The sequence below is a fragment of the Novosphingobium sp. genome, from assembly GCF_031424035.1.
GTDB lineage: Bacteria > Pseudomonadota > Alphaproteobacteria > Sphingomonadales > Sphingomonadaceae > Novosphingobium.
Genome location: NZ_JANPGP010000135.1, coordinates 33,367 through 53,807, shown reverse-complemented (window position 1 = coordinate 53,807; position 20,441 = coordinate 33,367). Strand labels below are relative to the sequence as shown.

The window sequence follows — 20,441 nt, the reverse complement described above, 5'->3', positions numbered from 1 at the left end:
CTCGCCTGGGCAGGCTATGCCTGTTACCGGCCGATCGGCGGCCTGACGACGCGGCTGGGGCCGGTGCTCGACTTGCCCGAATGGTCGCTGTGGCTGATCGCCTGCCTGATCGCGACTGTGCCGATGACCGTCGTCGTCTGGTTGGTCAGTGCCATGCCGGGACCGCTGGCCGTGCCATCCCCGGGGGCGTGGATCGAGACTTACGGCTATGTGCTGGCCATTGGCGGCATGGTGACGATGGTGTTCTACCTCGTCCAGTCGAAGCCCGCCGCACCTGCACCCTTCGCCAAGCCGCAGCCGGTGCCTGCCGCAGAGGTTGCACAACCCGCGCCGCAACCGCGCCTGTTCGATCGCCTGCCGCCGGGGCTCGGCACTGACCTTGTCGCGCTGGAGATGGAGGACCATTACCTGCGCGTCCACACCGCGCTGGGGTCCGACCTGATCCTGCTGCGGATGCGCGATGCCGTGGCTGAACTCGATGGCATCGACGGCGTTCAGGTCCATCGCAGCTGGTGGGTGGCACGCGGCGCGGTTCAGGGCGTGGAGCGCGATGGCCGCAATATCCGTCTTGCCCTGGCGCGCGGGCTGATTGCGCCTGTCGCACGCAACATGGTGCCGGTGCTCAAAACAGCAGGCTGGCTCTAGTCGCGGGGCCAATGCTTGCCTATAGGCGCGCGACGACGATCAGGGGGACCTAAGTGTACGACAAGACCCATGCGCTGATGCAGCGCGGCATCGAATTCCTGGGCAGCGAGCACGCGATCCTCTGCGGCGCCATGTCGTGGGTGTCTGAACGAAACCTCGTTTCGGCGATCAGCAATGCCGGCGGCTTTGGCGTGATCGCCTGCGGCGCAATGACGCCAGAGCTGCTCGATGCCGAAATCGCCGCGACCAAGGCGCTGACCTCCAAGCCTTTCGGCGTCAACCTGATCACCATGCATCCGGGCCTGTTCGACCTGATCGCGATCTGCGCCAAGCATCAGATCGGCCATGTCGTGCTTGCCGGCGGCATTCCGCCGAAGGGCAGCATCGAGGCGCTGAAAGAAGGCGGCGCGAAGACGATCTGCATCCCGCCGACGCTGGCGCTGGCAAAGAAGTACCTGCGCTCTGGCGCCGACGCGCTGGTGATCGAGGGTATGGAAGCCGGCGGTCACATCGGCCCCGTTTCGACCAGCGTTCTGGCGCAGGAAATCCTGCCCGAACTTTCCGCCGACCATCTGGTCTTCGTCGCGGGCGGCATTGGCCGGGGCGACATGATCGCCTCCTACCTCGAAATGGGCGCGAGCGGCGTCCAGCTCGGGACGCGCTTTGCCTGCGCGACCGAATCCATCGCCCACCCTCTCTTCAAGAAGGCTTTCTTCCGTGCCAACGCCCGCGATGCGGTCGCCTCGGTCCAGGTCGACCCACGCCTGCCGGTGATCCCGGTGCGCGCGCTGAAGAACAAGGGCACCGAGGAATTCACCGCCAAGCAGGTCGAAGTGGCCAAGCTGCTCGATGAAGGCAAAGTCGATATGGGCGAAGCACAGCTCCAGATCGAGCACTTCTGGGCCGGTGCGCTGCGCCGCGCGGTGATCGGCGGCGATGTCGAGAACGGCTCGCTGATGGCCGGGCAGTCGGTCGGCATGGTCACCTCGGAAGAGCCCGTCGCGCAAATCATCGCCGCGCTGATGCAGGAGTGCGAAGCGGCGCTGGCCCGCCGCTGATTTGTGCGCCAGACTGGGCGTCAGGGAGATAATCCATGCCCACCCAAAGCCTCGATCACGTCAACATTCTGACCGATGACCTCGCCGCGACGATCGCCTTTTATGAAAGCGCGGTTGAGTTGACGGCGGGCGCCTCTCCGGCGGAGAAGTTCGGCTATCAGGGCACTTGGCTATACGACGCGAACGGCCATCCCGGCGTGCATGTTGTGGTCAAGGGCACGCTCCGCAATTACGGCGAGGACCATGTCGTCGGCGCGCCGACCAATGCCGTCCACCACGTTGCCTTCCGCTGCACCGGCTTTGCCGAGGCGCAGGCTCGGCTGGCGGCGGCGGGTCATGCGATCAAGGTCAATGACGGGATCGCCGGTCTTAAGCAGATCATGCTGACCGACCCCAATGGCATCAATGTCGAGCTGAACTACACGGCCGAGTGATCAGTCGCCCGCCGCGATGAACCGCGCCCAGGCCGCCGCGCCGGGATAGTCGTTGGTCTCTGGCTCCCACTGGCGGTTCATGATTGCGCGGGCCTCGCCCTCATTCATGCCCAGCACGTCGCGGTGCCAGCGATAGAACATGGCCGAGACGCGCCAGTTCATGATGCAGTGGACGTGGAGCGGGCGGGGCGCGGTTTCGACTGCCTCGACGAAGGCGGCGAAGTGCGTGTCCTCAGGCGCAGCGAACGGCACCGGAATGTGCGTGTAGCCGATGCCCAGCGCCGCAAACCGCTCGGCCGCGTCGGGCAGGATCTGCGGATGATCGCCCATCGCAAGGTTGATCGCGTGCCGCACACCGAGCGCCGCCAGCGCGTCAAAGTCCGCCGGTTCGAGATGGCCCGAGGTCGTCACCGTGCCCGACAGGCGCTGCCAGCAGGCGATCTGCTCAGGTGGGGTCTTGTCGGATCCAACTGCTTGCATATGCATTTCACTATCATATGTTGGATGCCGTTCCATCGGGAGACTGGCCATGTGCGATGATTTCACCCTCGAAGCCGATAAAACCGCGCTTTCCCGGCGGACGTTCGGGATCATCGGCGGGGCAGCGGCAGTGTCGATTGCGGCCAGTCCGGCAGCGCTCGCCAAGGGCGGCCCTGCGCTGACCGAGCGCATGGTCGAAATTCCGACGCCCGCCGGCATCTGCGACGCGTTCTTCGTTCATCCGGCCAAGGGCAAGCATCCCGGCGTGATCTTCTGGCCCGACATCGGCGGACTGCGTGATGCCAAGAAGGAAATGGCGCGGCGGCTGGCGGCGCAGGGCTATGCCGTGCTCGCGGTCAACCAGTATTACCGCGCGGGCAAAAGTCCGGTGCTGAACTCTTTCGCCGAATGGCGCACGCCCGAAGGCCAGGCCAAGCTCAAGCCGATGATCGCCACGGTCACACCAGAGGGCGTTTCGCTCGACAGCAAGGTCTTCGTCGCCTGGCTCGACCTGCAAAAGGCGGTCGACAAGAAGCGCGGCATCGGCAGCGAGGGCTATTGCATGGGCGGGCCGTTCACCGTCCGCACCGCTGCCGCCAACCCGGGCCGGGTGCGTGCCGCCGCATCGTTCCACGGCGGCGGTCTGGTGGGCGACAAGCCTGACAGCCCCAGCAAGTTGCTCGCCAAGACCAAGGCCAGCTTCCTATTCGCCATCGCCAAGAACGACGATGCCCGGTCACCCAACGACAAGGACGCGCTGAAGGAAGCCGCCGCCAAGGCCGGGCGCCCGGCAGAGATCGAGGTCTATGCCGGTGACCACGGCTGGACCGTCCCCGACTCGCCAGTCTACGACAAGGCCGCCGCCGACCATGCGTTTGAACGGCTGCTGGCGCTCTACAAGAAACTGTAATCGCTGCGCTCTTGCCCTTCCGATTCCGCTTGCGGGGCCGTGCTGCCGCGTTAGCATGGCTGGCATGGTGGTAACTGAGGAGAGCGTGATGGGTGGGACATTGCTGGCCCTTGTGGTCGTGGTCGTGCTGTTCCTGCTGATGGGCGTGCGCGTCGTGCGGCAGGGCTATGTCTATACGGTTGAGCGGCTGGGCCGCTACACGCTCGCCGCGCAGCCGGGGTTGCATGTCATCGTGCCTTTCGTTGACCGTATTGGCCACAAGGTCAACATGATGGAGCAGGTGCTCGACATCCCCGGGCAAGAGATCATCACCAAGGACAACGCGATGGTCGGGGTCGATGCCATCGTCTTCTTCCAGGTGCTGGACGCCGGCAAGGCGGCTTACGAGGTGTCGAACCTCTATGTCGCGATCATGCAGTTGACGACCACCAACCTGCGTACCGTGATGGGCTCGATGGACCTCGACGAAACGCTGTCCAAGCGTGACGAGATCAATGCCAAGCTGCTGATCGTGATCGATCACGCCACCGCGCCGTGGGGCGTGAAGATCACCCGCATCGAGATCAAGGACATCCGCCCGCCAGCCGACATTTCCAATGCCATGGCCCGCCAGATGAAGGCCGAGCGCGAAAAGCGCGCCAACATCCTTGAGGCCGAGGGGCTGCGCGCCAGCGAGATCCTGCGCGCCGAGGGTGAGAAGCAGGGCCAGATCCTTCAGGCCGAGGGCCGCAAGGAAGCCGCCTTCCGCGATGCCGAGGCCCGTGAACGCCTTGCCGAGGCCGAGGCTGCCGCCACCCGCGTGGTGTCGGAAGCCATCGCCACGTCGGGCACGCAGGCGCTCAACTACTTCGTGGCGCAGAAATATACCGAGGCGGTCGCCGCCTTTGCGAATTCGCCCAATGCCAAGACGATCCTGTTCCCGGTTGAGGCGACGCAGCTGATCGGCTCGCTGGGCGGGGTCGGTGAACTGGTGCGCGACGCGCTGGGTTCACCGAAGGACAAGCCATGACCGACTGGCTGAACAGCCTCGATCCGCACTGGACTTGGCTGGCCATAGGTCTCGTCCTCGCGGCGGCGGAAATCGCGGTTCCGGGGTTCTTCCTGATCTGGTTGGCCGGGGCGGCGGTGATCACCGGGCTGGTCGCCTGGGTCATGCCGATTTCCTTCGCGCTGCAAGTGCTGCTGTTCGCCGTGCTCGCGCTGGGTTTCGTTATGGCGGCTCGGCGCTGGCTCAAGACGAACGAAATAGAAGGCTTGGACCCGGCGATGAACGATCGCGGCGCGCGGCTGATTGGCGAGATCGTCCAGATCACACACGCCATCGACAATGGCACCGGCCGCGCCAGTCACGGCGATACCGAATGGCTGGTCAAGGGCCCCGATGCCTCCCCTGGCACCAAGATGCGGATTTCCGGCCATGACGGCGCGGTGCTGGTTGTCGAGCATCTTCACTGATCCCATATGGCACGCAGGCGGCAGGCACGGAGACGACCATGACGGACAGGATCGACATCAGCGAAGGTGAATGGCGTGAAAAGCTGACTCCCGAGCAGTATCACGTGCTGCGCGAAGGTGGCACCGAACGGGCTTTCACCGGCAAGTACGAAAGCAACAAGCAAGCGGGCCTCTACAAGTGCGCCGGCTGCGGTGCGCCGCTGTTTGCCAGCGAGACGAAATACAATTCCGGCTCCGGCTGGCCCAGCTATACCGCGCCAGTCGAAGGCGAGGCGGTCGAGGAACTGCGCGATACCGCTCACGGAATGGTCCGCACCGAAGTGCGCTGCGCCAAGTGCGAAGGCCATCTGGGTCACGTATTCCCCGACGGTCCGGGCGAAAACGGCCTGCGTTACTGCATCAATTCGGCCAGCCTCGATTTCGAGCCGGAATGAGCTGAACGACACGATTTGCCATTAACGCTGCGTTGCGATTGCCCTAGGTAGGGGCGCAGGGACGGGCGGAACTTTTTCCGCCAGAGGATGGGATTGCTTCAGAATATGGCACGCAGCGCCATCAGGCAACGTTTCGGTGCACCCGGTATGCCCACGCCCCCTCCGCCCCCGCCGGGCAAGCAGAAAAAAAAGAGCGGCTGGTTTCGCAAGCTGCTGATCTGGGGCTTTGCCCTGGCGCTGCTCGGCGCGATCTTCCTTGGCGTCGCCGTGGCGGTGACGGCAAAGTCGATCCCCAGTTATGAGGAGCTGAAGCGCAGCCAGTCCGGCCAGACCATTCTGGTGCGTGCCCGCGATGGCAGCGAACTGTTCAACATGGGCCCCAGCTATGGCAAATGGGTGTCCATGCGGTCGATCCCAAAGGTGATGCCGGCAGCCATGACCTCGGTCGAGGATCGGCGCTTCTACAGCCACTTTGGCATCGATCCGCTGGGCCTGATGCGCGCGGTCTATGTCTCGATCACCAGCGGCAAATCGATGCGCGCCACATCGACGATTACCCAGCAGCTGGCGCGCAACCTGTTCCTCAACAACAGCCGCACGATGACCCGCAAGCTGAATGAAGCGGTCTGGGCAATGGCGATGGAGACGAAGTTCTCCAAGGACCAGATCCTCGAGCTTTACCTCAACAAGGTTTACTTCGGCGGCGGCGCTTATGGCATCGATGCCGCCAGCCGCAAGTTCTTCGGCCACGCGGCGGAAGAAATTACCCTGCCCGAAGCAGCGATTATCGCAGGGCTGGTCAAGGCACCGTCGCACTATTCGCCCACCGCCGATGCCAAGGCCGCGGTCGACCGTGCCAAGGTGGTGTTGCAGACGATGGTCGAAAACGAGGCGATCAGCGCGTCGGAGGCCGGTGCGCTCGACCTCGCCGCCATCAAGTTCGCGCCTGAGGGTGGCAAGAACTCGGTGCGTTATTTCACCGACTGGGCGCTGCCGCAGCTCGACATTCTGGTGCCGGAAAATACCGACCCGATCGAGGTATGGACCACGCTTGATCCCGCAATGCAGGACGCGGCGACCAAATCGATAGTCGCCAATGTTCCCGGCGGGGCGCAGGGCGCGCTGGTTTCGATGGACCGCGACGGCGCGATCCTGGCCATGGTTGGCGGCACCGATTACGTCACCTCGAACTACAACCGCGCAACTCTGGCCGTGCGCCAGCCGGGCTCGGCGTTCAAGCTGTTCGTCTACCTCGCCGCGCTCGAAGCCGGCTACAAGCCTGACGATGCCGTGGTCGATGAACCGGTGACGATTGATGGCTGGACGCCGCGCAATTCGGGCGGCACCTTCGCCGGCAAGATCGACGTGCGCACTGCCTTCGCCTATTCGAAGAACACCGTTGCGGCGCAGCTCGGCAACGAGGTCGGCTTTGGCGCGATTGCCGGAGTTGCCCGCCGGTTCGGCATCACCACGCCGGTCAATACCATGCCTTCGATGGTGCTCGGATCTTCCGAAGTGCGGGTGATTGACATGACCCGCGCCTTCGCCACGGTTTCGGCCAAGGGTGTGCCGATCGATCCCTATGGCATCAGCAAGGTGGTGACGACTGACGGCCGCACGATCTATCAGCGCGCCGCGCCCACCGCGCAGCCGATCGTGCCGCAATATGTCATCGCCGGGATCACCGACCTGTTGCAGAGTGCCGTCAGTGTCGGCACCGGCCACGCGGCGCAGATCGGCCGGCCTGTGGCGGGCAAGACCGGAACCACCACGTCCAACAAGGACGGCTGGTTCCTCGGCTTTTCGAGCGGAATCACCACCGGCGTGTGGATGGGGCGTGACGATGCCAAGCCGGTCGCCGGCCTGCAGGGCGGCACCGCGCCGGCGCGCGCCTTTGCCCAGTTCATGAAGTTCGCCGTGGCCAAGCGCCCGGTTGAGAAGTTTGATACCGAGCTGAAACTGCCGGCCTGGCAGCTTGAACCTGATGACGAACAGATCCTCGCCGCGCCTTCGGACTATTCTTTCGTCGACGAGCAGGGCAACCTGATCGAGCCGCAGGAAAACCAGCGCCCGCGCCCGGGGGATGAACCCGGCCGCCCAGAAGACGCCGGCCTGCCCCCGCGTGCGGCGAACGATGACTTCCTCAACGAGGCAACCGGCAAGGAAGGCGTCCGCGTCCGCCGGGGTGACCAACCGCCACCGGGGAATTGAAGGTAGTAAATCCTCCCCGTGCACGGGGGGAGGTGCCCCGCCGGGGCGGAGGGGCGTCTCGGTCGAGTAACCCCGTCTCCATCTGCGCTTCCCCCTGCGAACGACCGCCGGCCGCGCAGCCCCCTCCGTCAGCCTTCGGCTGCCACCTCCCCGCGTGCGGGGAGGATTAGATGCGCCAAAGAAAATCCCCCCGCCGCGCGGGCGGCAGGGGGACTATTCATTTCCCGGCTAAGATCAGCGCAGGCGGATCGGAATATAGGCCGCCGGCTGGCCGCGCCGCTGGATGCGGAGCAGGACGGCGTTACGGTTCGATGCCTTGGCTTCGGTGATGATCGCTTCCAGACCGGCAGCGGTAGTGACCGGGCGGTAATTGGCGGTCAGCACGATATCGAAGCGCTGCAGGCCCTTCGATCCGGCGTCGGACGAACCATCGACTGCCGTGATCACCAGACCCTGCGTGCCCTGCGCCGCGCCAAGCTGGGTGGCGATCTGCGGGGTTACCGGCACCACGGCAAGGCCGAGCGCCTTCTGGATCAGGCTGTCGCCCTGCTTGTCACCCTGAGCGAAGGGATCGCCGTCGGTGTCACCCTGCTGGCCGAAGTTTTCAAGCGCGAGCTGTTCCTCGCTGGGGCGCTTGCCGACCGTCACGGTCAATGTCATGCGCTTGTTCTCGCGGATGATGTCGAGCGGGATGCGGGTGCCTGGCGGGGTGTTGGCGACGATGTAGGACAGCGTCTGTTCGGGCGTTACGTCCTTGCCGGCCACCTTGAGCACGATGTCACCCGGTTGCAGGCCCGCCGCAGCGGCAGCGCCGCCCGGTTGCACGCCCTGCACGATCTCGCCGCGCTTGTGCGCGATGCCAAGCGAATCGGCGACGTCCTCGGTCACCGGGGCAATCTGCACGCCCAGATAGCCGCGCTCGATGGCGATGCCCTTGATCAGCTTGTCAACGATTGGCTGGGCAATCTCGGTCGGAATGGCAAAGCCGATGCCCACTGACCCGCCCGTAGGCGAGTAGATGGCGTTGTTGATGCCGATGACCTGACCCTTCATGTCGAACAAGGGCCCGCCCGAATTGCCCCGGTTGATCGAGGCGTCGGTCTGCAGGTAGCGGTCATAAGCACCGCCTGCGCCGGTATTGCGATAAACGGCAGAGACGATGCCGGCGGTGACGGTGCCGCCAAGGCCAAAGGGATTACCGATGGCGATCACCCAGTCACCCACGCGGGAATCGCGGCTGTCACCCATCTTGACAAAGGGCAGCGGCTTCGAGGCGGTGATCTTGAGCACGGCGAGGTCCGACTGTGCGTCCTTGCCGACCAGTTTGGCCGGGTATTCGGTGCCATCGGGCATGGTCACGGTGATCGATTCGACCTGTCCGCCGGCGCCCTCGGCGCTGATGACGTGGTTGTTGGTGACAACAAAACCGTCCGCCGAAACGATGAAGCCCGAACCCAGCGACTGCGCCTCACGCGTCTGCGGGCCGCCTTGTCCCTGTCCGCCGCCGAAGAGATCGCCGAACGGCGTGCCGGCAAAGGGGTTGGCCGCCGCTGCAACACGCACTTTCTGGCGGGTGGAGATATTGACCACCGCCGGCTGCAATTGCTGCGTCAGTTCGGCAAAACTGCCGGGAGCACCGGCGCGCGGCACGATCTGGCCCATCTGCTGGGCGTCATTCTGGGCAACCTGCGCCCCGGCGGGTACGCCGGTGGCCAGCGAAATCGCGGCGCCGCCAAGCAGCAGGGCCGACGTCACTCCATAGGCATATTTCACGGGCTTCACGTCCTCTGGTTTCCTTCGTCTGTGTCTCGTGTCCCCGGTGCCGGATTCACGCCGACAACGATGAACGCACATTGAATGGCGACATTTATTGCTTTCCGCGGAATTACTGTTTTCCGCGGAATTGGCGCAGGTAATCGCTGTCGGGCGAGAGCAGGATGGTCGAACGGCCGACGTTCTTCTGATTGGAGAAGGTCGCGTCATAGCTCTGCATCGCGCGCCAGAAGTCATAGAACGCGGCGTCCTTGCCGAAGCTTTCGGCATAGATCTGCGCCGATTTCGCCTGGGCATCGGCGCGGATCAATTGGGCGTTCTTCTGGCCCTGCGCGATGATCGTGGTCGCCTCGGAATCCTTGGCGGCGGTCATGCGGGCAAAGGCAGAGTCAAGCGGGGTACCATCGGGCAGGTCTGCGCTCTTGATCCGCACATCGACCACCTGCGCACCGTATTCGCGCGCCTGCTTGTCAAGGTTGTTGCGGATGTTGATCATCGCCGCCCCACGCTCTGCCGTCAGCAGCGACTGGAACGTGCGCTTGCCCAATTCCTGACGCAGCACCGACGAGAAGATCGGCTGGAGCTGCAGGACAACGCGGTCAGCCGACCCGGCAGAGCGGACCATGCGCGCGGGATCGATGATGCGGAAGCGGGCATAGGCATCGACCACCAGCGGCTGCTGGTCGATCGACAGAACCTGCTGGCGTTCCATCGGCACGCTCAGCATGCGCTTGTCGATCCGCACCACAGTTTCGGCAAACGGCAAGCGCCAACTGACGCCCGCGCCGGTGCTGCCAAAATCGATACCCGGCTGGAACCGGTTGATCACGCGGTTGGGTTCACCCAGCCGCATGACAACAGCCTGCTGGGTTTCAGGCACGATGACGATGGTCGACAGCGCGACCACGGCCGCGAGGATGACCGTGATCAGCGCGGCCTTCTGCTCTTGAAGCAAACGTGTGAGCATCACTGGCCTCCCTGCGGCGCGGCGGGTGTTGCGGGCGTGGCTGTCTGGGCCGGAGCGGAGCGACGCACTTCAGGAAGTGGCAGGTAAGGCGTGACCCCGCCCGATTCGATGATCACCTTGTCATTGTTCGACAGCACGCGCTCCATGGTCTCGTAATAGAGACGGCGGCGGGTGACTTCCGGCGCAAGCTTGTACTGCTCGTAGACCTTTTCGAACTCGGCGGCGCTGCCCTGGGCCTGATTGATCACCTGCTGCGCCCACTGGCGTGCGCTGGTGACTTCCTGCTGGGCATTCTGCTGCGCGGCGGTGACACGCTGGAAGGCCTCGATCACCTTTTCAGGCGCGTCGGTCTTCTTGATTTCGACGCCGAGGATGCGGATGCCCGAGTGATAGGCATCAAGGATCTGCTGCATCCGGGTGAGCACCTGGCTTTCGATAGCCTGCCGGCCCGAACCGCCCATCGCCCCGTTCAGCGGCACTTCGGCCACGGCGGCGCGCATCGCGGCCTCGGCCACTTCACGCACCGTCTCGTTCGGCTTGTCGAGCTGATAGGTGTAAAGCTTCAGGTCCTTGATGTTCCAGCGCACCAGGTACGAGATGTTGACCAGATTCTGGTCGCTGGTCAGCATCAGCTTTTCATCTTCACCGGTCGGGATCAGGTCGTTGCGGATCGAGGTCACTTCCTCCACCGCCATCGTCTCGATCGGCCAGGGCATGGTCATCGAGATGCCGGGGCCAACGGTGCGCGAATACTTGCCGAGCGTGGTGACAATGCCCTGCTGCTTCGAATCCAGCTGGTGCGTGGTTGACCACAGCAGCCAGATCGCGACAGCTATTACAATTGCCGGCTTGGCCCAGGACTTGCCGTCGGGGCGCTGGGGCAGGGGCGGGAAGTTGAAGCCGCCGGGCCCCCTACCGCCGCCGCCGCCACCGCCCTTGCGGGGGCGCAGGATGTCTTCAATGCTGGCCGAGCGACGCGGTTCTTCAGCGCCGGCGGGCGGCAGCCAAGGATTGCGCGGGCCTTTCGGGGAGTCCTTCGGGCCTTCTGGCGGAGCTTCGGGCGCGCCATCGACGCCGGAAGGGGGCGGCGTCCCCTCGCCATCGCCTCCACCCGGATTTCCCGAACCCCAAGGGGACTTGCGGCCAGCCATGGCCAGACGTGCCCCCGCGATTGCATCGCTTATGATCTTCATGGCTTTCGTTATAGGAATGCCTCACGGAATTAACAGGGGCATGGCTTCCGATTTTTGCACGGGTATTTTGCCCCTTCGGGCAGTTCCAAGCATAACATTCTGCGGCTAAGGGCAGGCCCGGACAGCAAAAAGGCGTGACAATGACCGGCAGCACTGGCGACGAACTCAAGGCAGCCCTGCCGCCCGCGCTGCAGGCGCGCGTCACTGCATTGCGCTTTGCCGAAGGCGCGGCGACCGTGGTGGCCGACGTTTCCGGGCTCGATGCCATCGAGCGCGAACGCACCGAAGCCGCCCTGCGCGTGGCGCTGCTGGGCCAGCCGGGCGTCAGCGAAGTGCGCGTTGCGATGACGGCGGACAAGGTCCAGCGCCGCATCATTGCGGTGGGTTCGGGCAAGGGCGGGGTTGGCAAGTCGACGCTATCGGCCAACCTTGCGGTCGCCATGTCGCGGCTGGGGCGCAAGGTCGGTCTGGTCGATGCCGATATCTACGGCCCCTCGCAGCCGCGCCTGCTGCAGACCGAAGGCATCAAGCCGCGTGCCAAGGACAGCAAGATGTTCCCGGTGCCAAGCCCGTTCGGCTTCGGCGTCCTCTCCATGGGCAACCTCATCGAAGGCGACAAGGCAATTGCCTGGCGCGGGCCGATGGCGAGCGGCGCGCTGGGCCAGCTGATCGATGCCGACTGGGGTGATGCGGAGATCCTCATTGTTGACCTGCCGCCCGGCACCGGCGACGTCCAGCTGACCATGCTCCAGCGGCACAAGCCGGCGGGTGCGGTGATTGTCTCGACGCCGCAGGACCTCGCGCTGATCGACGCCACCCGCGCTATGCAATTGTTCAATCAGGCGGGCGTGCCGATTATCGGCGTGGTCGAAAACATGGCCGGCTATATGTGCCCGCACTGCGGCGAGGTGTCTGATCCGTTCGGTTCGGGCGGGGCTGAGGCCGAAGCGGCACGGCTGGGCGAGGCTTTCCTTGGCCGCATCCCGCTGACCATCAAGATCCGGCAGGACAGCGACGCGGGCCAGCCTCCCGCCGCCGGGGATAGTCCCGAGGGACAGGCCTTCGCTGCCATTGCCAGACGCGTGCTGACATGGCTTGATAACCAGTAATGGTAACGCGGCGCGGCATCTTGGCAGGGGCAGCTGTGGGCGGCGGGCTCATCGTCGCCTATGCGCTGATGCCGCGCACTTTTCCTCTGCCGCTTGAGCCGCGCGAGGGCGAATGGGCGTTCGGCGCATGGCTGAAGATCGGCAAGGACGGCATGGTCTCGGTCGCGGTGCCGCAGCTGGAAATGGGGCAGGGGGTGACGTCACTGCTGCCGCAGATCGCCGCGATGGAACTGGGAGCGGACTGGCGGCAAGTCGCTGTCGAGCCCGCACCGCCGAGCGGTGCCTATGCCAATGTGCCGCTCGCTGCGAAGTGGGCGGAGCTGTGGATGCCGGCCTTCGCAAGCCTTGCGCAGGGCGATGACCCGGCCATCGCGCGCAGCTTTGCCGAGCGCGGAAAGTTCACCATCACGGCAGAAGGCACCAGCGTCGCCGCCTATGAAGAACCGCTGCGCCTGGCGGCTGCCGCTGCGCGCGAAATGCTCGCTGAGGCTGCCGCTGACCGCTGGGGTGTTTCGGCCGACGAGGTGAAGATCGAGGGCGGGTTCGCCAGCCACGGCAAGCAGCGACTGGGCTTTGGGCAACTGGCAGAAGACGCCGCCGCGCTCTCCCCGCCTTCAAGCCCGACCATCCGCTCCGAACCGCCCAACGAACGCGGCGCGGGCCGTGCGCTGGGCGAGGCCAATCGCTTTCCCCGGCTCGACGTGCCGAGCAAGGTAACGGGCATGGCGAACTTCGCCGGCGACGTACGGCTGCCCGACATGGTCTTTGCCGCCATCGCGCAAGGGCCGGTCGGAGAGACGCGGCTCGCCGGATACGACACCAAGCGGATCGAGGGACTTCCCGGTGATGTCCGACTGGTCAAGGGGCCGGATGACGGCTGGCTGGCAGCGGTGGCGACCAACTGGTGGGCGGCCAACCACGCGCTCGAAGTGCTCTCGCCGCGTTTCGGCACGCGGAATGCGGTGGAAAGCGAAACCCTGTTCACGGCTCTCGACAAGGCTGTCCGCAAGGGTGTCACGGAACGCATCTTTACCGAGGGCAATCCCGATGATGCCATTGGCGCCAAGCCAAGCCTAGTCGCCCGCTATGATGTTTCCCCCGCGCTCCACGGCACGCTCGAAACGGCAAGCTGCACCGCGCGGCTTCAGGGTGGCCGCTGCGAATTGTGGCTCGCCGCACAGGCCCCGCAGGCCGCGCGCGAGGCTGTGGCCAAGGCGCTCGGGATCAAGCCGCTGGATGTGATTGTCTATCCGGTCCCGGCGGGCGGCAGCTTTGACGCCCGGCTCGATCACCGCCACGCGGTGCAGGCGGCGCTGATCGCCAAAGAGGTCGGCAAGCCTGTGCAACTGACATGGTCGCGCTGGCAGGAACACCTCGCGACCCTGCCGCGCACGCCTGCCGCTGCCGTGCTCTGGGCCAAGATCGCCGAACCGGGCGGGCAGATCACCGGCTGGAAAACCCGCATCGCCGCCCCCTCCATCGGCAAGGCCTTTGGTCGCCGCCTGTTCGAAGGTGAAAGCCCGCAGGCCGCGATGCGCGAGAGCGACGGCGCGGCGGACGCTATGGCCGTCGAAGGCGGTGTGCCGCCCTATGCACTGGCCAACTTCTCGCTCGATCACGTGCCGGTGGCCACCGGTCTCCCCGCAGGCCGGATGCGCGGGCAGGCGCATGGTTACACCGCGTTCTTCACCGAATGCTTCATCGATGAACTGGCTCACGCCGCCAAGCGCGAGGCACTGTCCTACCGCATGGAGATGCTGGGCGGCGATCCGCGCCTGGCCGCCTGTCTGCTGCGCGTGTCGAGCCTCGCCAACTGGAACGGCGGGCATGATGCGAGCGGCCAAGGCCTCGCCTGCTACCGCATAGGCGGCGATGAAGGCGGGCGCATCGCGGTGATCGTGACCGCGCGGCGCAATCCCGAAGGCGGTGTGCTGGTCGACAAGATATCCGCCGCAGTCGACATTGGCCGCGTGATCAATCGCGACATCGCGTTGCAGCAGGTCGAAGGCGGGCTGGTTTATGGCCTTGGTCTGACGATCGGATCATCGACCGCCTATGCCGAAGGGCTGCCGCTGGTCGGGCGGCTCTCGGGCCTCGGCCTGCCGCTGCTTGGCCAGATGCCGACGATCGAGGTCGACCTGCTCGACAGCACCGCGCCGCCCGCCGATCCCGGCGAGCTTGGCGTCGCGGCAATCGCCCCTGCCATCGCCAATGCCCTGTTCTCGGCCACCGGCTACCGTTTCCGCCGCCTGCCGCTGCTTGAGGAAGCCGAATGACCCTGCCCGAAGGCCACCCCTCCGTCGCGCTTGGCCGCGTCGGGGTTCTGCTCGTCAACCTCGGCACGCCTGATGCGCCGACGCCGGCGGCGGTGAAGCGCTACCTCGGCGAATTCCTGATGGACCCGCGCGTGGTGGAAATTCCGCGCCTCGTCTGGTGGCCGATCCTCAACGGCATCATCCTCAACACGCGCCCGAAGAAGAGCGCGCATGCCTACTCGCAGGTCTGGACTGACGCCGGCTCGCCGCTCGCCGCGATCACAAAGGCGCAGGCAGAGGCCCTGCAGGCGCGCATGGGGCAGGGTGTGCAGGTCGACTGGGCGATGCGCTATGGCAATCCCTCGGTACCGGCAAAGATTCAGCAGCTTAAGGGCCAAGGTTGCGACCGAATCCTCGTTGCGCCGATGTACCCGCAGTATTCCGGTGCCACCACGGCGAGCGCGATGGACGCGGTCGGCGCGGCGCTGAAGGCGATGCGCTGGCAGCCGGCGATCCGCACCCTGCCGCCCTATTATGATGATGCGCTGCATATCGAGGCACTGGCCAAGGACACCTCGCGCCAGCTCGCGGCCCTGCCGTTCCGCCCCGAAGTCCTGCTGCTCTCGTTCCACGGAATGCCCGAACGGACGCTCCATTTGGGCGACCCCTACCACTGCCAATGCCGCAAGACCGCGCGCCTGCTGGCAGCGGTGCTGGCGAAAGACTGGGGCGATCTGCGCGTCGAAGTCACCTTCCAGTCGCGCTTCGGCAAGGCCAAATGGCTGGAACCGGCGACTGATGTGGTGCTGATCGAGGAAGCGAAAAAGGGCACGAAGCGCATTGCGCTGGCCGCCCCGGGCTTCTCCGCCGACTGCCTAGAAACCATCGAGGAACTCGGCATCCGCGGCCGCGAGGACTTCGTCGCGGCGGGGGGGACGGACTATGCCGTGCTGACCTGCCTCAACGCCGAAGAGCCGGGCATGGCGATGCTGGAAGCGCTGGTGCGGCGCGAACTGGCAGGGTGGGTTTAGCTTTCGTCGCGTCTAAGCGGTCGCAAACGCCTCATTTTGCGCGCGAGACCATAGGGCTGGCGCAATTCAAACCGTTGCAATTCGTTCGATGCATCAGGATCGCCTGCGTGAGCCGCCCTGCGAAGCCAGCGACGATAAGCGGCCAAGTCGCCCAACCAGAAGTAAGTCATCGCCATGTTCTGTGCGGCGGTGGCAGAACCCGAACAATAAGCCCGATAGATCAGAAATGCCGGGCTATTGCCGTCGCCAATTCTGCCGAAACTGGATCGGTTGCCATCGACGAGCAGGAAGTTTGCCAAATCGAGCAAGCCAATGGCGTAACCACGCAAAGCAAGGTGGTGCAAGATGGGCAGTCGGTGGCCGTTGGCCTGTCTTTCGCCAATCTTCCAAGCCCTGAGCCACAGTCGGTCCAGCTTCTGACCGCGATTCACCGGTGCGCCTTTCAAAAATCGATCGCGATGCCGTCCTTCACCCAGTCGCCGTAGCGGGTGGGGGAGAGGCCGTCCGGTTCCGGGCCCTGCTGCTTTGATTCGGCGGGTTTCGGCGCGGGTTCGTTGGTCCAGTGCGCGGGCTTGACGAAGTCGGTCGGGCGTTGGGTGGCGCGTTTGGTCATGGCTCGATCCTATCAGCACAACTTGATACCGTCATCCTGAACTTGTTTCAGGATCCATTAGGCCGGTTCACGCAGGTCATCCGGCAGAAGTGCAACGGCGAGGCCGGGTTTGCTAACGGCGCTTCGGCGCGTGGTGCGCGATGGATCCTGAAACAAGTTCAGGATGACGGCTGGGTGAGGGAGGAGCTTATCTCGATCAGGATGACGAATTGGCGAGGGAGGGGCTTATCTCGTGGGCCAATCTCCCCTAGGGCCAGCCCATGTCTGACATTCCCGGCCTTCCCGCCCGCCGCGCGGCGCTCAAGCTTCTCGATGCCGTCCTGCGCCGGGGGGAGACGATCGAGCAGGCGTCGCACAATGCCTGTCAGGGTATCGTCGGCGGGCCTGACCGGGCGCTGGCTATCGCCCTGGCGAGCGAGGCGCTGCGCTGGCTCACCGATCTCGACGCGCTGATTGACAGCACGACCAACCAGACGCTGGATGAAGACACCAAGGTGCGCTCCGTCCTGCGGCTGATGATTGCCGGCTGGCTGCGGCTCGAAACGCCGCCTCACGCGGTGATCGCCACGGGCCTGCCGCTGCTCACCGGAGGTCCGCGCCGGTTGGCGCACGGCGTGTTTTCCTCACTGTCAAAGCGCGGCGCGGCGCTGCCTGATGTGCCGAGCCTGCCGGCCGAAGTTGCCGAGCGCTGGGGCATGCGGGCCGATGCGATTGCCAAGGGGCTGGGCAGCCCGCCGCCGCTTGACCTGACGTTGCGCGACCCTGCCACCACCGCCGAATGGGCCGAAAAGCTGGGCGGCGTGTCGCTCATGCCCGGCCACGTCCGTCTGCCGCGCGGCGACGCGATCGAGAACCTTGAAGGGTTCAATGATGGCGCTTGGTGGGTGCAGGACTTGGCCGCGAGCCTGCCCGCACGCCTGCTAGGGGCGGGAGAAGGCCGCCGCGTGCTTGATCTCTGCGCCGCGCCGGGGGGCAAGACGCTGCAACTCGCTGCCGCGGGCTGGCAGGTCACCGCGCTCGATATCAGCGCCAAGCGGCTCGAACGGGTCGAGGCGAATTGCACCCGCGTGGGGCTTGAGGCTGAACTGGTCACGTCTGACGCGCTGGAATGGCAGCCTGAGGCACTTTTCGATGCCGTGCTGATGGATGCACCGTGCACCGCGACCGGTACCGCTCGCCGCCATCCTGACGTGCTCCACCGCATAGCGCCGCGCCACATTGCCGAGATGGCCGAACTGCAAAAGAAGCTGATCGCACGGGCCATCGAATGGGTGAGACCCGGCGGCGCGCTGGTCTATGCCGTTTGTTCACTCGAAGCTGACGAAGGTGAGGGACAGGCGCACGAGGTGCAGCTCGATCCGTGGCCCATCACGGCGGATGCACTGCCTGCCGGCATCGAAGCCAGCGCCGACGGCTGGCTCCGCACCGATCCCGGTATGCTGGAAGAACAAGGCGGCATGGACGGCTTCTTCATCGCCCGCTGGCGCAAGCCGTCCTAAACCCTAGCCTTTAAGCTTGTCGGAAAAACCGGCCTGCAACTTGGCCAGCTTGGGCGGGATCACCGCGAGGCAATAGGGGTTTCGCTGGCCTTCGCCCTCCCAGTATTCCTGGTGATAGTCCTCGGCGGGATACCACGTGGCCGGCCCTTCGATGGTCGTCACGGCCAAGCCGTCATGACCGGCGTTCCAGCGGTCGATCCCGGCCTCAGCCTCGGCGCGCTGGTCATCGTCCAGCGGGAACAGCGCCGAGCGATATTGCGTGCCGACATCGTTGCCCTGCCGGTTGAGCTGGCTCGGGTCGTGAGTCGCCATGTGAATGTCGAGCAGGTCGCCGTAGCTGACGACTTCAGGATCGAAGGCAACGCGGATCGCCTCGGCGTGGCCAGTCTGGCCGCTGCACACCTGCTTGTACGTCGGGTTGGCTGGCGCGCCGCCGATGTAGCCGCTTTCGATACCGCTGACTCCGGCAATCGAGCGGAACACCGCCTCGGTGCACCAGAAGCAGCCGCCTGCGAAAATTGCTTCAGCCATTGCGATATCTATCCTTTTCGTCCTGCCTGACAGGTAGATAGGAAGCAGCTTCGTGCTTGTCATCGTTGCGGCTGCAACTAAACAGGGGGCATTCAAAAAACCTAGGGAGTTTCCATGCGCCGCCTGCTTATCGCAATGTCTGTCGCCGCCATCAGCCTTCCCGCTGCAAATGCTATCGCCCAGCCTGCTCCGGCTCAGGCCAAGGCGATGAAGGCGGAACTGGCCGCTGCCGTCGCCAGTCCGCTGCGTGAAAAGGATCGCGCCCGTGACCAGTACCGTCGTCCGGCTGAAACACTGACCTTCTTCCAGGTCGCCCCCGACATGAAGGTGGGCGAATATGCCCCGGGCGGCGAATGGTATTCGCGGATGCTGGGCTTGTACCTCGGCGGCAAGGGCAAGCTCGTCGGACTCTATTTTGATCCCACATCGGGCCCGTTCAACGAAAAGAGCCAGGCTGGCATTCGCGCCGGGGCGGTGAAGTATCCCGCCGATGTTGCCGCTGCCAGCGGGCTTCCCGCCGAACGCTTCGCCGCGATGACCCTCGAAAAGTTGCCTGACAGCGAAAAGGGCAGCTTCGACCGGATTCTGGTCATGCGCATGATGCATAACCTGATGCGCTGGAACATTGCCGACCGCGAGATCAAGGCAATGCGCGACCTGCTCAAGCCCGATGGCATGATCGGCATTGAACAGCACCGCGCCCGCCCGGACGCACCGTTCAGCTATGCCGATGGGTCAAAAGGCTACTTGCGCGAAGCCGACGTGATCAAATTCATGGAAGTCAACGGCTTCAGCTTCGTTGGCAAAAGCGAAGCAAATGCCAATCGCCGGGACCCCGCCAACTGGCCCGGCGGCGTCTGGACTTTGCCGCCGATGCTCGACGGCGCCAAGGAAGCGGACAAAGCGCGGCTCCAGGCCATCGGCGAGAGCGACCGCATGACCCTGCTGTTCCGCAAGCGCAAGTAATGTTAGGGGCGGCGGCATGACTGAACTGACTGTCGCCGCCCTGCAATTGCCCCTCGGTTCCGCTGACGAGGGCGAGAACATCGCCGCCGTTTCCGCACTGGTGGAGCAGGCTGCCGCCAAAGGCGCGCAGGTGATCCTGCCGCCCGAACTGTTCTCCGGCCCCTATTTCTGCACGGTCGAGGACGAGGCCCTGTTCGCGCTCGCGCGCCCCGCGGCCGAACACCCTTCGGTCAAGGCGATGATGGCGCTGGCGGCCAGACTCAAGGTGGCCATCCCGACCAGCTTTTTCGAGCGCGACGGGCACCATTACTACAATACGCTGGCGATGATCGGCCCGGACGGCGAGGTGCAGGGCACGTACCGCAAGAGCCATATTCCTGATGGTCCCGGCTACGAGGAAAAGTACTATTTCCGCCCCGGTAACGATGGGTTCAAGGTGTGGGACCTGTTCGGTGCCAAAGTCGGCGTGGGCATCTGCTGGGACCAGTGGTACCCCGAATGCGCGCGCGTGATGGCGCTGATGGGCGCCGAAGTGCTGTTCTATCCCACGGCAATCGGCTCCGAACCCTATGACGCGGATCTCGACACCAGCCGCATGTGGCGGCGCGCGATGCAGGGACATGCCGTGTCGAACTGCATGCCGGTGGTGGCGGCCAACCGAATTGGCAGCGAAGGCGGGCAGGCGTTCTACGGCCACTCGTTCATTAGCGACGAATGGGGCGACCTGACCGATGAATTCGGCGCGGAGGAAACCGGTGTGCTGGTCCGCAGGCTCGACCTGACGCGGGCGGCAAGGCACCGCGCCGGGATGGGCTTCTTCCGCGATCGCCGGCCGCAGCTTTACACCCGCATCGCGCAGGACATCTGAGGGCGGGGA

At 65.0% G+C, this 20,441-nt stretch carries 21 protein-coding genes; 14 read left to right on the top strand and 7 right to left on the bottom strand.

What is annotated here, in order from left to right:
- The 3 genes from RMO89_RS18810 to RMO89_RS18800 form a co-directional block, all read left to right on the top strand.
- Positions 1-645 (top strand): LytTR family DNA-binding domain-containing protein (locus RMO89_RS18810; RefSeq protein ID WP_310535088.1); only part of this gene is annotated, 645 nt, incomplete at its 5' end.
- A gap of 77 nt (positions 646-722) precedes the next feature.
- Complete coding sequence (locus RMO89_RS18805; RefSeq protein ID WP_310535091.1) at positions 723-1,703, top strand: nitronate monooxygenase; 981 nt, start codon at positions 723-725, stop codon at positions 1,701-1,703.
- Positions 1,704-1,738: 35 nt separating this feature from the next.
- A complete protein-coding gene (locus tag RMO89_RS18800) occupies positions 1,739-2,137 on the top strand; it encodes a VOC family protein (RefSeq protein WP_310535086.1) in 399 nt (132 codons plus the stop codon).
- Here the strand turns inward: RMO89_RS18800 and RMO89_RS18795 are convergent, their stop codons facing one another.
- Entirely contained in the window at positions 2,138-2,617 is a 480-nt protein-coding gene (locus tag RMO89_RS18795) for a beta-lactamase hydrolase domain-containing protein (RefSeq protein WP_310535084.1), read from the bottom strand.
- Positions 2,618-2,666: 49 nt separating this feature from the next.
- Here RMO89_RS18795 and RMO89_RS18790 point away from each other — a divergent pair, with 49 nt between their 5' ends.
- The 5 genes from RMO89_RS18790 to RMO89_RS18770 all read left to right on the top strand — a co-directional run bounded on the left by RMO89_RS18790 (position 2,667) and on the right by RMO89_RS18770 (position 7,627).
- Positions 2,667-3,527, top strand: a complete 861-nt coding sequence (locus RMO89_RS18790; protein WP_310535082.1) for a dienelactone hydrolase family protein — start codon at positions 2,667-2,669, stop codon at positions 3,525-3,527.
- 88 nt (positions 3,528-3,615) lie between these two features.
- The gene (locus RMO89_RS18785) at positions 3,616-4,536 is read left to right on the top strand and encodes an SPFH domain-containing protein (RefSeq protein WP_310535090.1); all 921 of its coding nucleotides are present in this window, start codon (positions 3,616-3,618) and stop codon (positions 4,534-4,536) included.
- Positions 4,533-4,982, top strand: coding sequence for an NfeD family protein (locus tag RMO89_RS18780; protein WP_310535080.1), 450 nt, complete (start codon positions 4,533-4,535; stop codon positions 4,980-4,982). Before RMO89_RS18785 ends, RMO89_RS18780 begins: the two co-directional genes overlap by 4 nt.
- Before the next feature lie 38 nt (positions 4,983-5,020).
- Positions 5,021-5,416, top strand: a complete 396-nt coding sequence (msrB, locus tag RMO89_RS18775; protein ID WP_310535079.1) for a peptide-methionine (R)-S-oxide reductase MsrB — start codon at positions 5,021-5,023, stop codon at positions 5,414-5,416.
- Positions 5,417-5,563: 147 nt separating this feature from the next.
- Positions 5,564-7,627 carry a PBP1A family penicillin-binding protein gene (locus RMO89_RS18770; RefSeq protein ID WP_310535078.1) on the top strand — a complete coding sequence of 688 codons (2,064 nt, stop codon included), beginning with the start codon at positions 5,564-5,566 and terminating at the stop codon, positions 7,625-7,627.
- 234 nt (positions 7,628-7,861) lie between these two features.
- Here the strand turns inward: RMO89_RS18770 and RMO89_RS18765 are convergent, their stop codons facing one another.
- From RMO89_RS18765 to RMO89_RS18755, 3 genes are all read right to left on the bottom strand, one after another.
- The gene (locus tag RMO89_RS18765; RefSeq protein ID WP_310535089.1) at positions 7,862-9,400 is read right to left on the bottom strand and encodes a Do family serine endopeptidase; all 1,539 of its coding nucleotides are present in this window, start codon (positions 9,398-9,400) and stop codon (positions 7,862-7,864) included.
- Positions 9,401-9,512: 112 nt separating this feature from the next.
- Complete coding sequence (locus RMO89_RS18760) at positions 9,513-10,367, bottom strand: protease modulator HflC (protein WP_310535076.1); 855 nt, start codon at positions 10,365-10,367, stop codon at positions 9,513-9,515.
- Positions 10,367-11,560 (bottom strand): protease modulator HflK, encoded by a 1,194-nt coding sequence (locus RMO89_RS18755; protein WP_310535075.1) that lies wholly within the window; start codon positions 11,558-11,560, stop codon positions 10,367-10,369. The genes RMO89_RS18760 and RMO89_RS18755 overlap by 1 nt, the downstream gene beginning before the upstream one ends.
- A gap of 140 nt (positions 11,561-11,700) precedes the next feature.
- On the opposite strand from RMO89_RS18755, the gene RMO89_RS18750 reads away from it, so the two are divergent.
- From RMO89_RS18750 to hemH, 3 genes are read left to right on the top strand one after another with little or no spacing between them, the layout of a single operon-like run.
- Positions 11,701-12,669, top strand: coding sequence for an Mrp/NBP35 family ATP-binding protein (locus tag RMO89_RS18750; RefSeq protein WP_310535074.1), 969 nt, complete (start codon positions 11,701-11,703; stop codon positions 12,667-12,669).
- A 20-nt stretch (positions 12,670-12,689) separates the two neighbouring features.
- The gene (locus RMO89_RS18745; RefSeq protein WP_310535072.1) at positions 12,690-14,945 is read left to right on the top strand and encodes a molybdopterin cofactor-binding domain-containing protein; all 2,256 of its coding nucleotides are present in this window, start codon (positions 12,690-12,692) and stop codon (positions 14,943-14,945) included.
- Positions 14,942-15,955, top strand: a complete 1,014-nt coding sequence (gene hemH / locus RMO89_RS18740; protein ID WP_310535071.1) for a ferrochelatase — start codon at positions 14,942-14,944, stop codon at positions 15,953-15,955. Before RMO89_RS18745 ends, hemH begins: the two co-directional genes overlap by 4 nt.
- Here the strand turns inward: hemH and RMO89_RS18735 are convergent.
- Both RMO89_RS18735 and RMO89_RS18730 read right to left on the bottom strand, forming a co-directional pair.
- Positions 15,952-16,386 carry a hypothetical protein gene (locus tag RMO89_RS18735; protein WP_310535070.1) on the bottom strand — a complete coding sequence of 145 codons (435 nt, stop codon included), beginning with the start codon at positions 16,384-16,386 and terminating at the stop codon, positions 15,952-15,954. The two genes, hemH and RMO89_RS18735, sit on opposite strands and share 4 nt — an antisense overlap.
- An 11-nt stretch (positions 16,387-16,397) precedes the next feature.
- Positions 16,398-16,568 (bottom strand): DUF1674 domain-containing protein, encoded by a 171-nt coding sequence (locus RMO89_RS18730; RefSeq protein WP_310535068.1) that lies wholly within the window; start codon positions 16,566-16,568, stop codon positions 16,398-16,400.
- Between the two features lie 260 nt (positions 16,569-16,828).
- Here RMO89_RS18730 and RMO89_RS18725 point away from each other — a divergent pair, with 260 nt between their 5' ends.
- Positions 16,829-18,067, top strand: coding sequence for an RsmB/NOP family class I SAM-dependent RNA methyltransferase (locus RMO89_RS18725; protein WP_310535067.1), 1,239 nt, complete (start codon positions 16,829-16,831; stop codon positions 18,065-18,067).
- 3 nt (positions 18,068-18,070) lie between these two features.
- Here RMO89_RS18725 and msrA read toward each other — a convergent pair whose 3' ends face one another.
- Positions 18,071-18,598: a peptide-methionine (S)-S-oxide reductase MsrA gene (msrA, locus tag RMO89_RS18720; RefSeq protein ID WP_310535066.1), complete on the bottom strand. Its 528-nt coding sequence runs from the start codon at positions 18,596-18,598 to the stop codon at positions 18,071-18,073.
- 114 nt (positions 18,599-18,712) lie between these two features.
- On the opposite strand from msrA, the gene RMO89_RS18715 reads away from it, so the two are divergent.
- Positions 18,713-19,564: a methyltransferase gene (locus tag RMO89_RS18715; RefSeq protein ID WP_310535064.1), complete on the top strand. Its 852-nt coding sequence runs from the start codon at positions 18,713-18,715 to the stop codon at positions 19,562-19,564.
- Between the two features lie 16 nt (positions 19,565-19,580).
- The gene (gene aguB, locus RMO89_RS18710) at positions 19,581-20,432 is read left to right on the top strand and encodes an N-carbamoylputrescine amidase (protein WP_310535062.1); all 852 of its coding nucleotides are present in this window, start codon (positions 19,581-19,583) and stop codon (positions 20,430-20,432) included.
- The last annotated feature ends 9 nt before the right edge of the window (positions 20,433-20,441 follow it).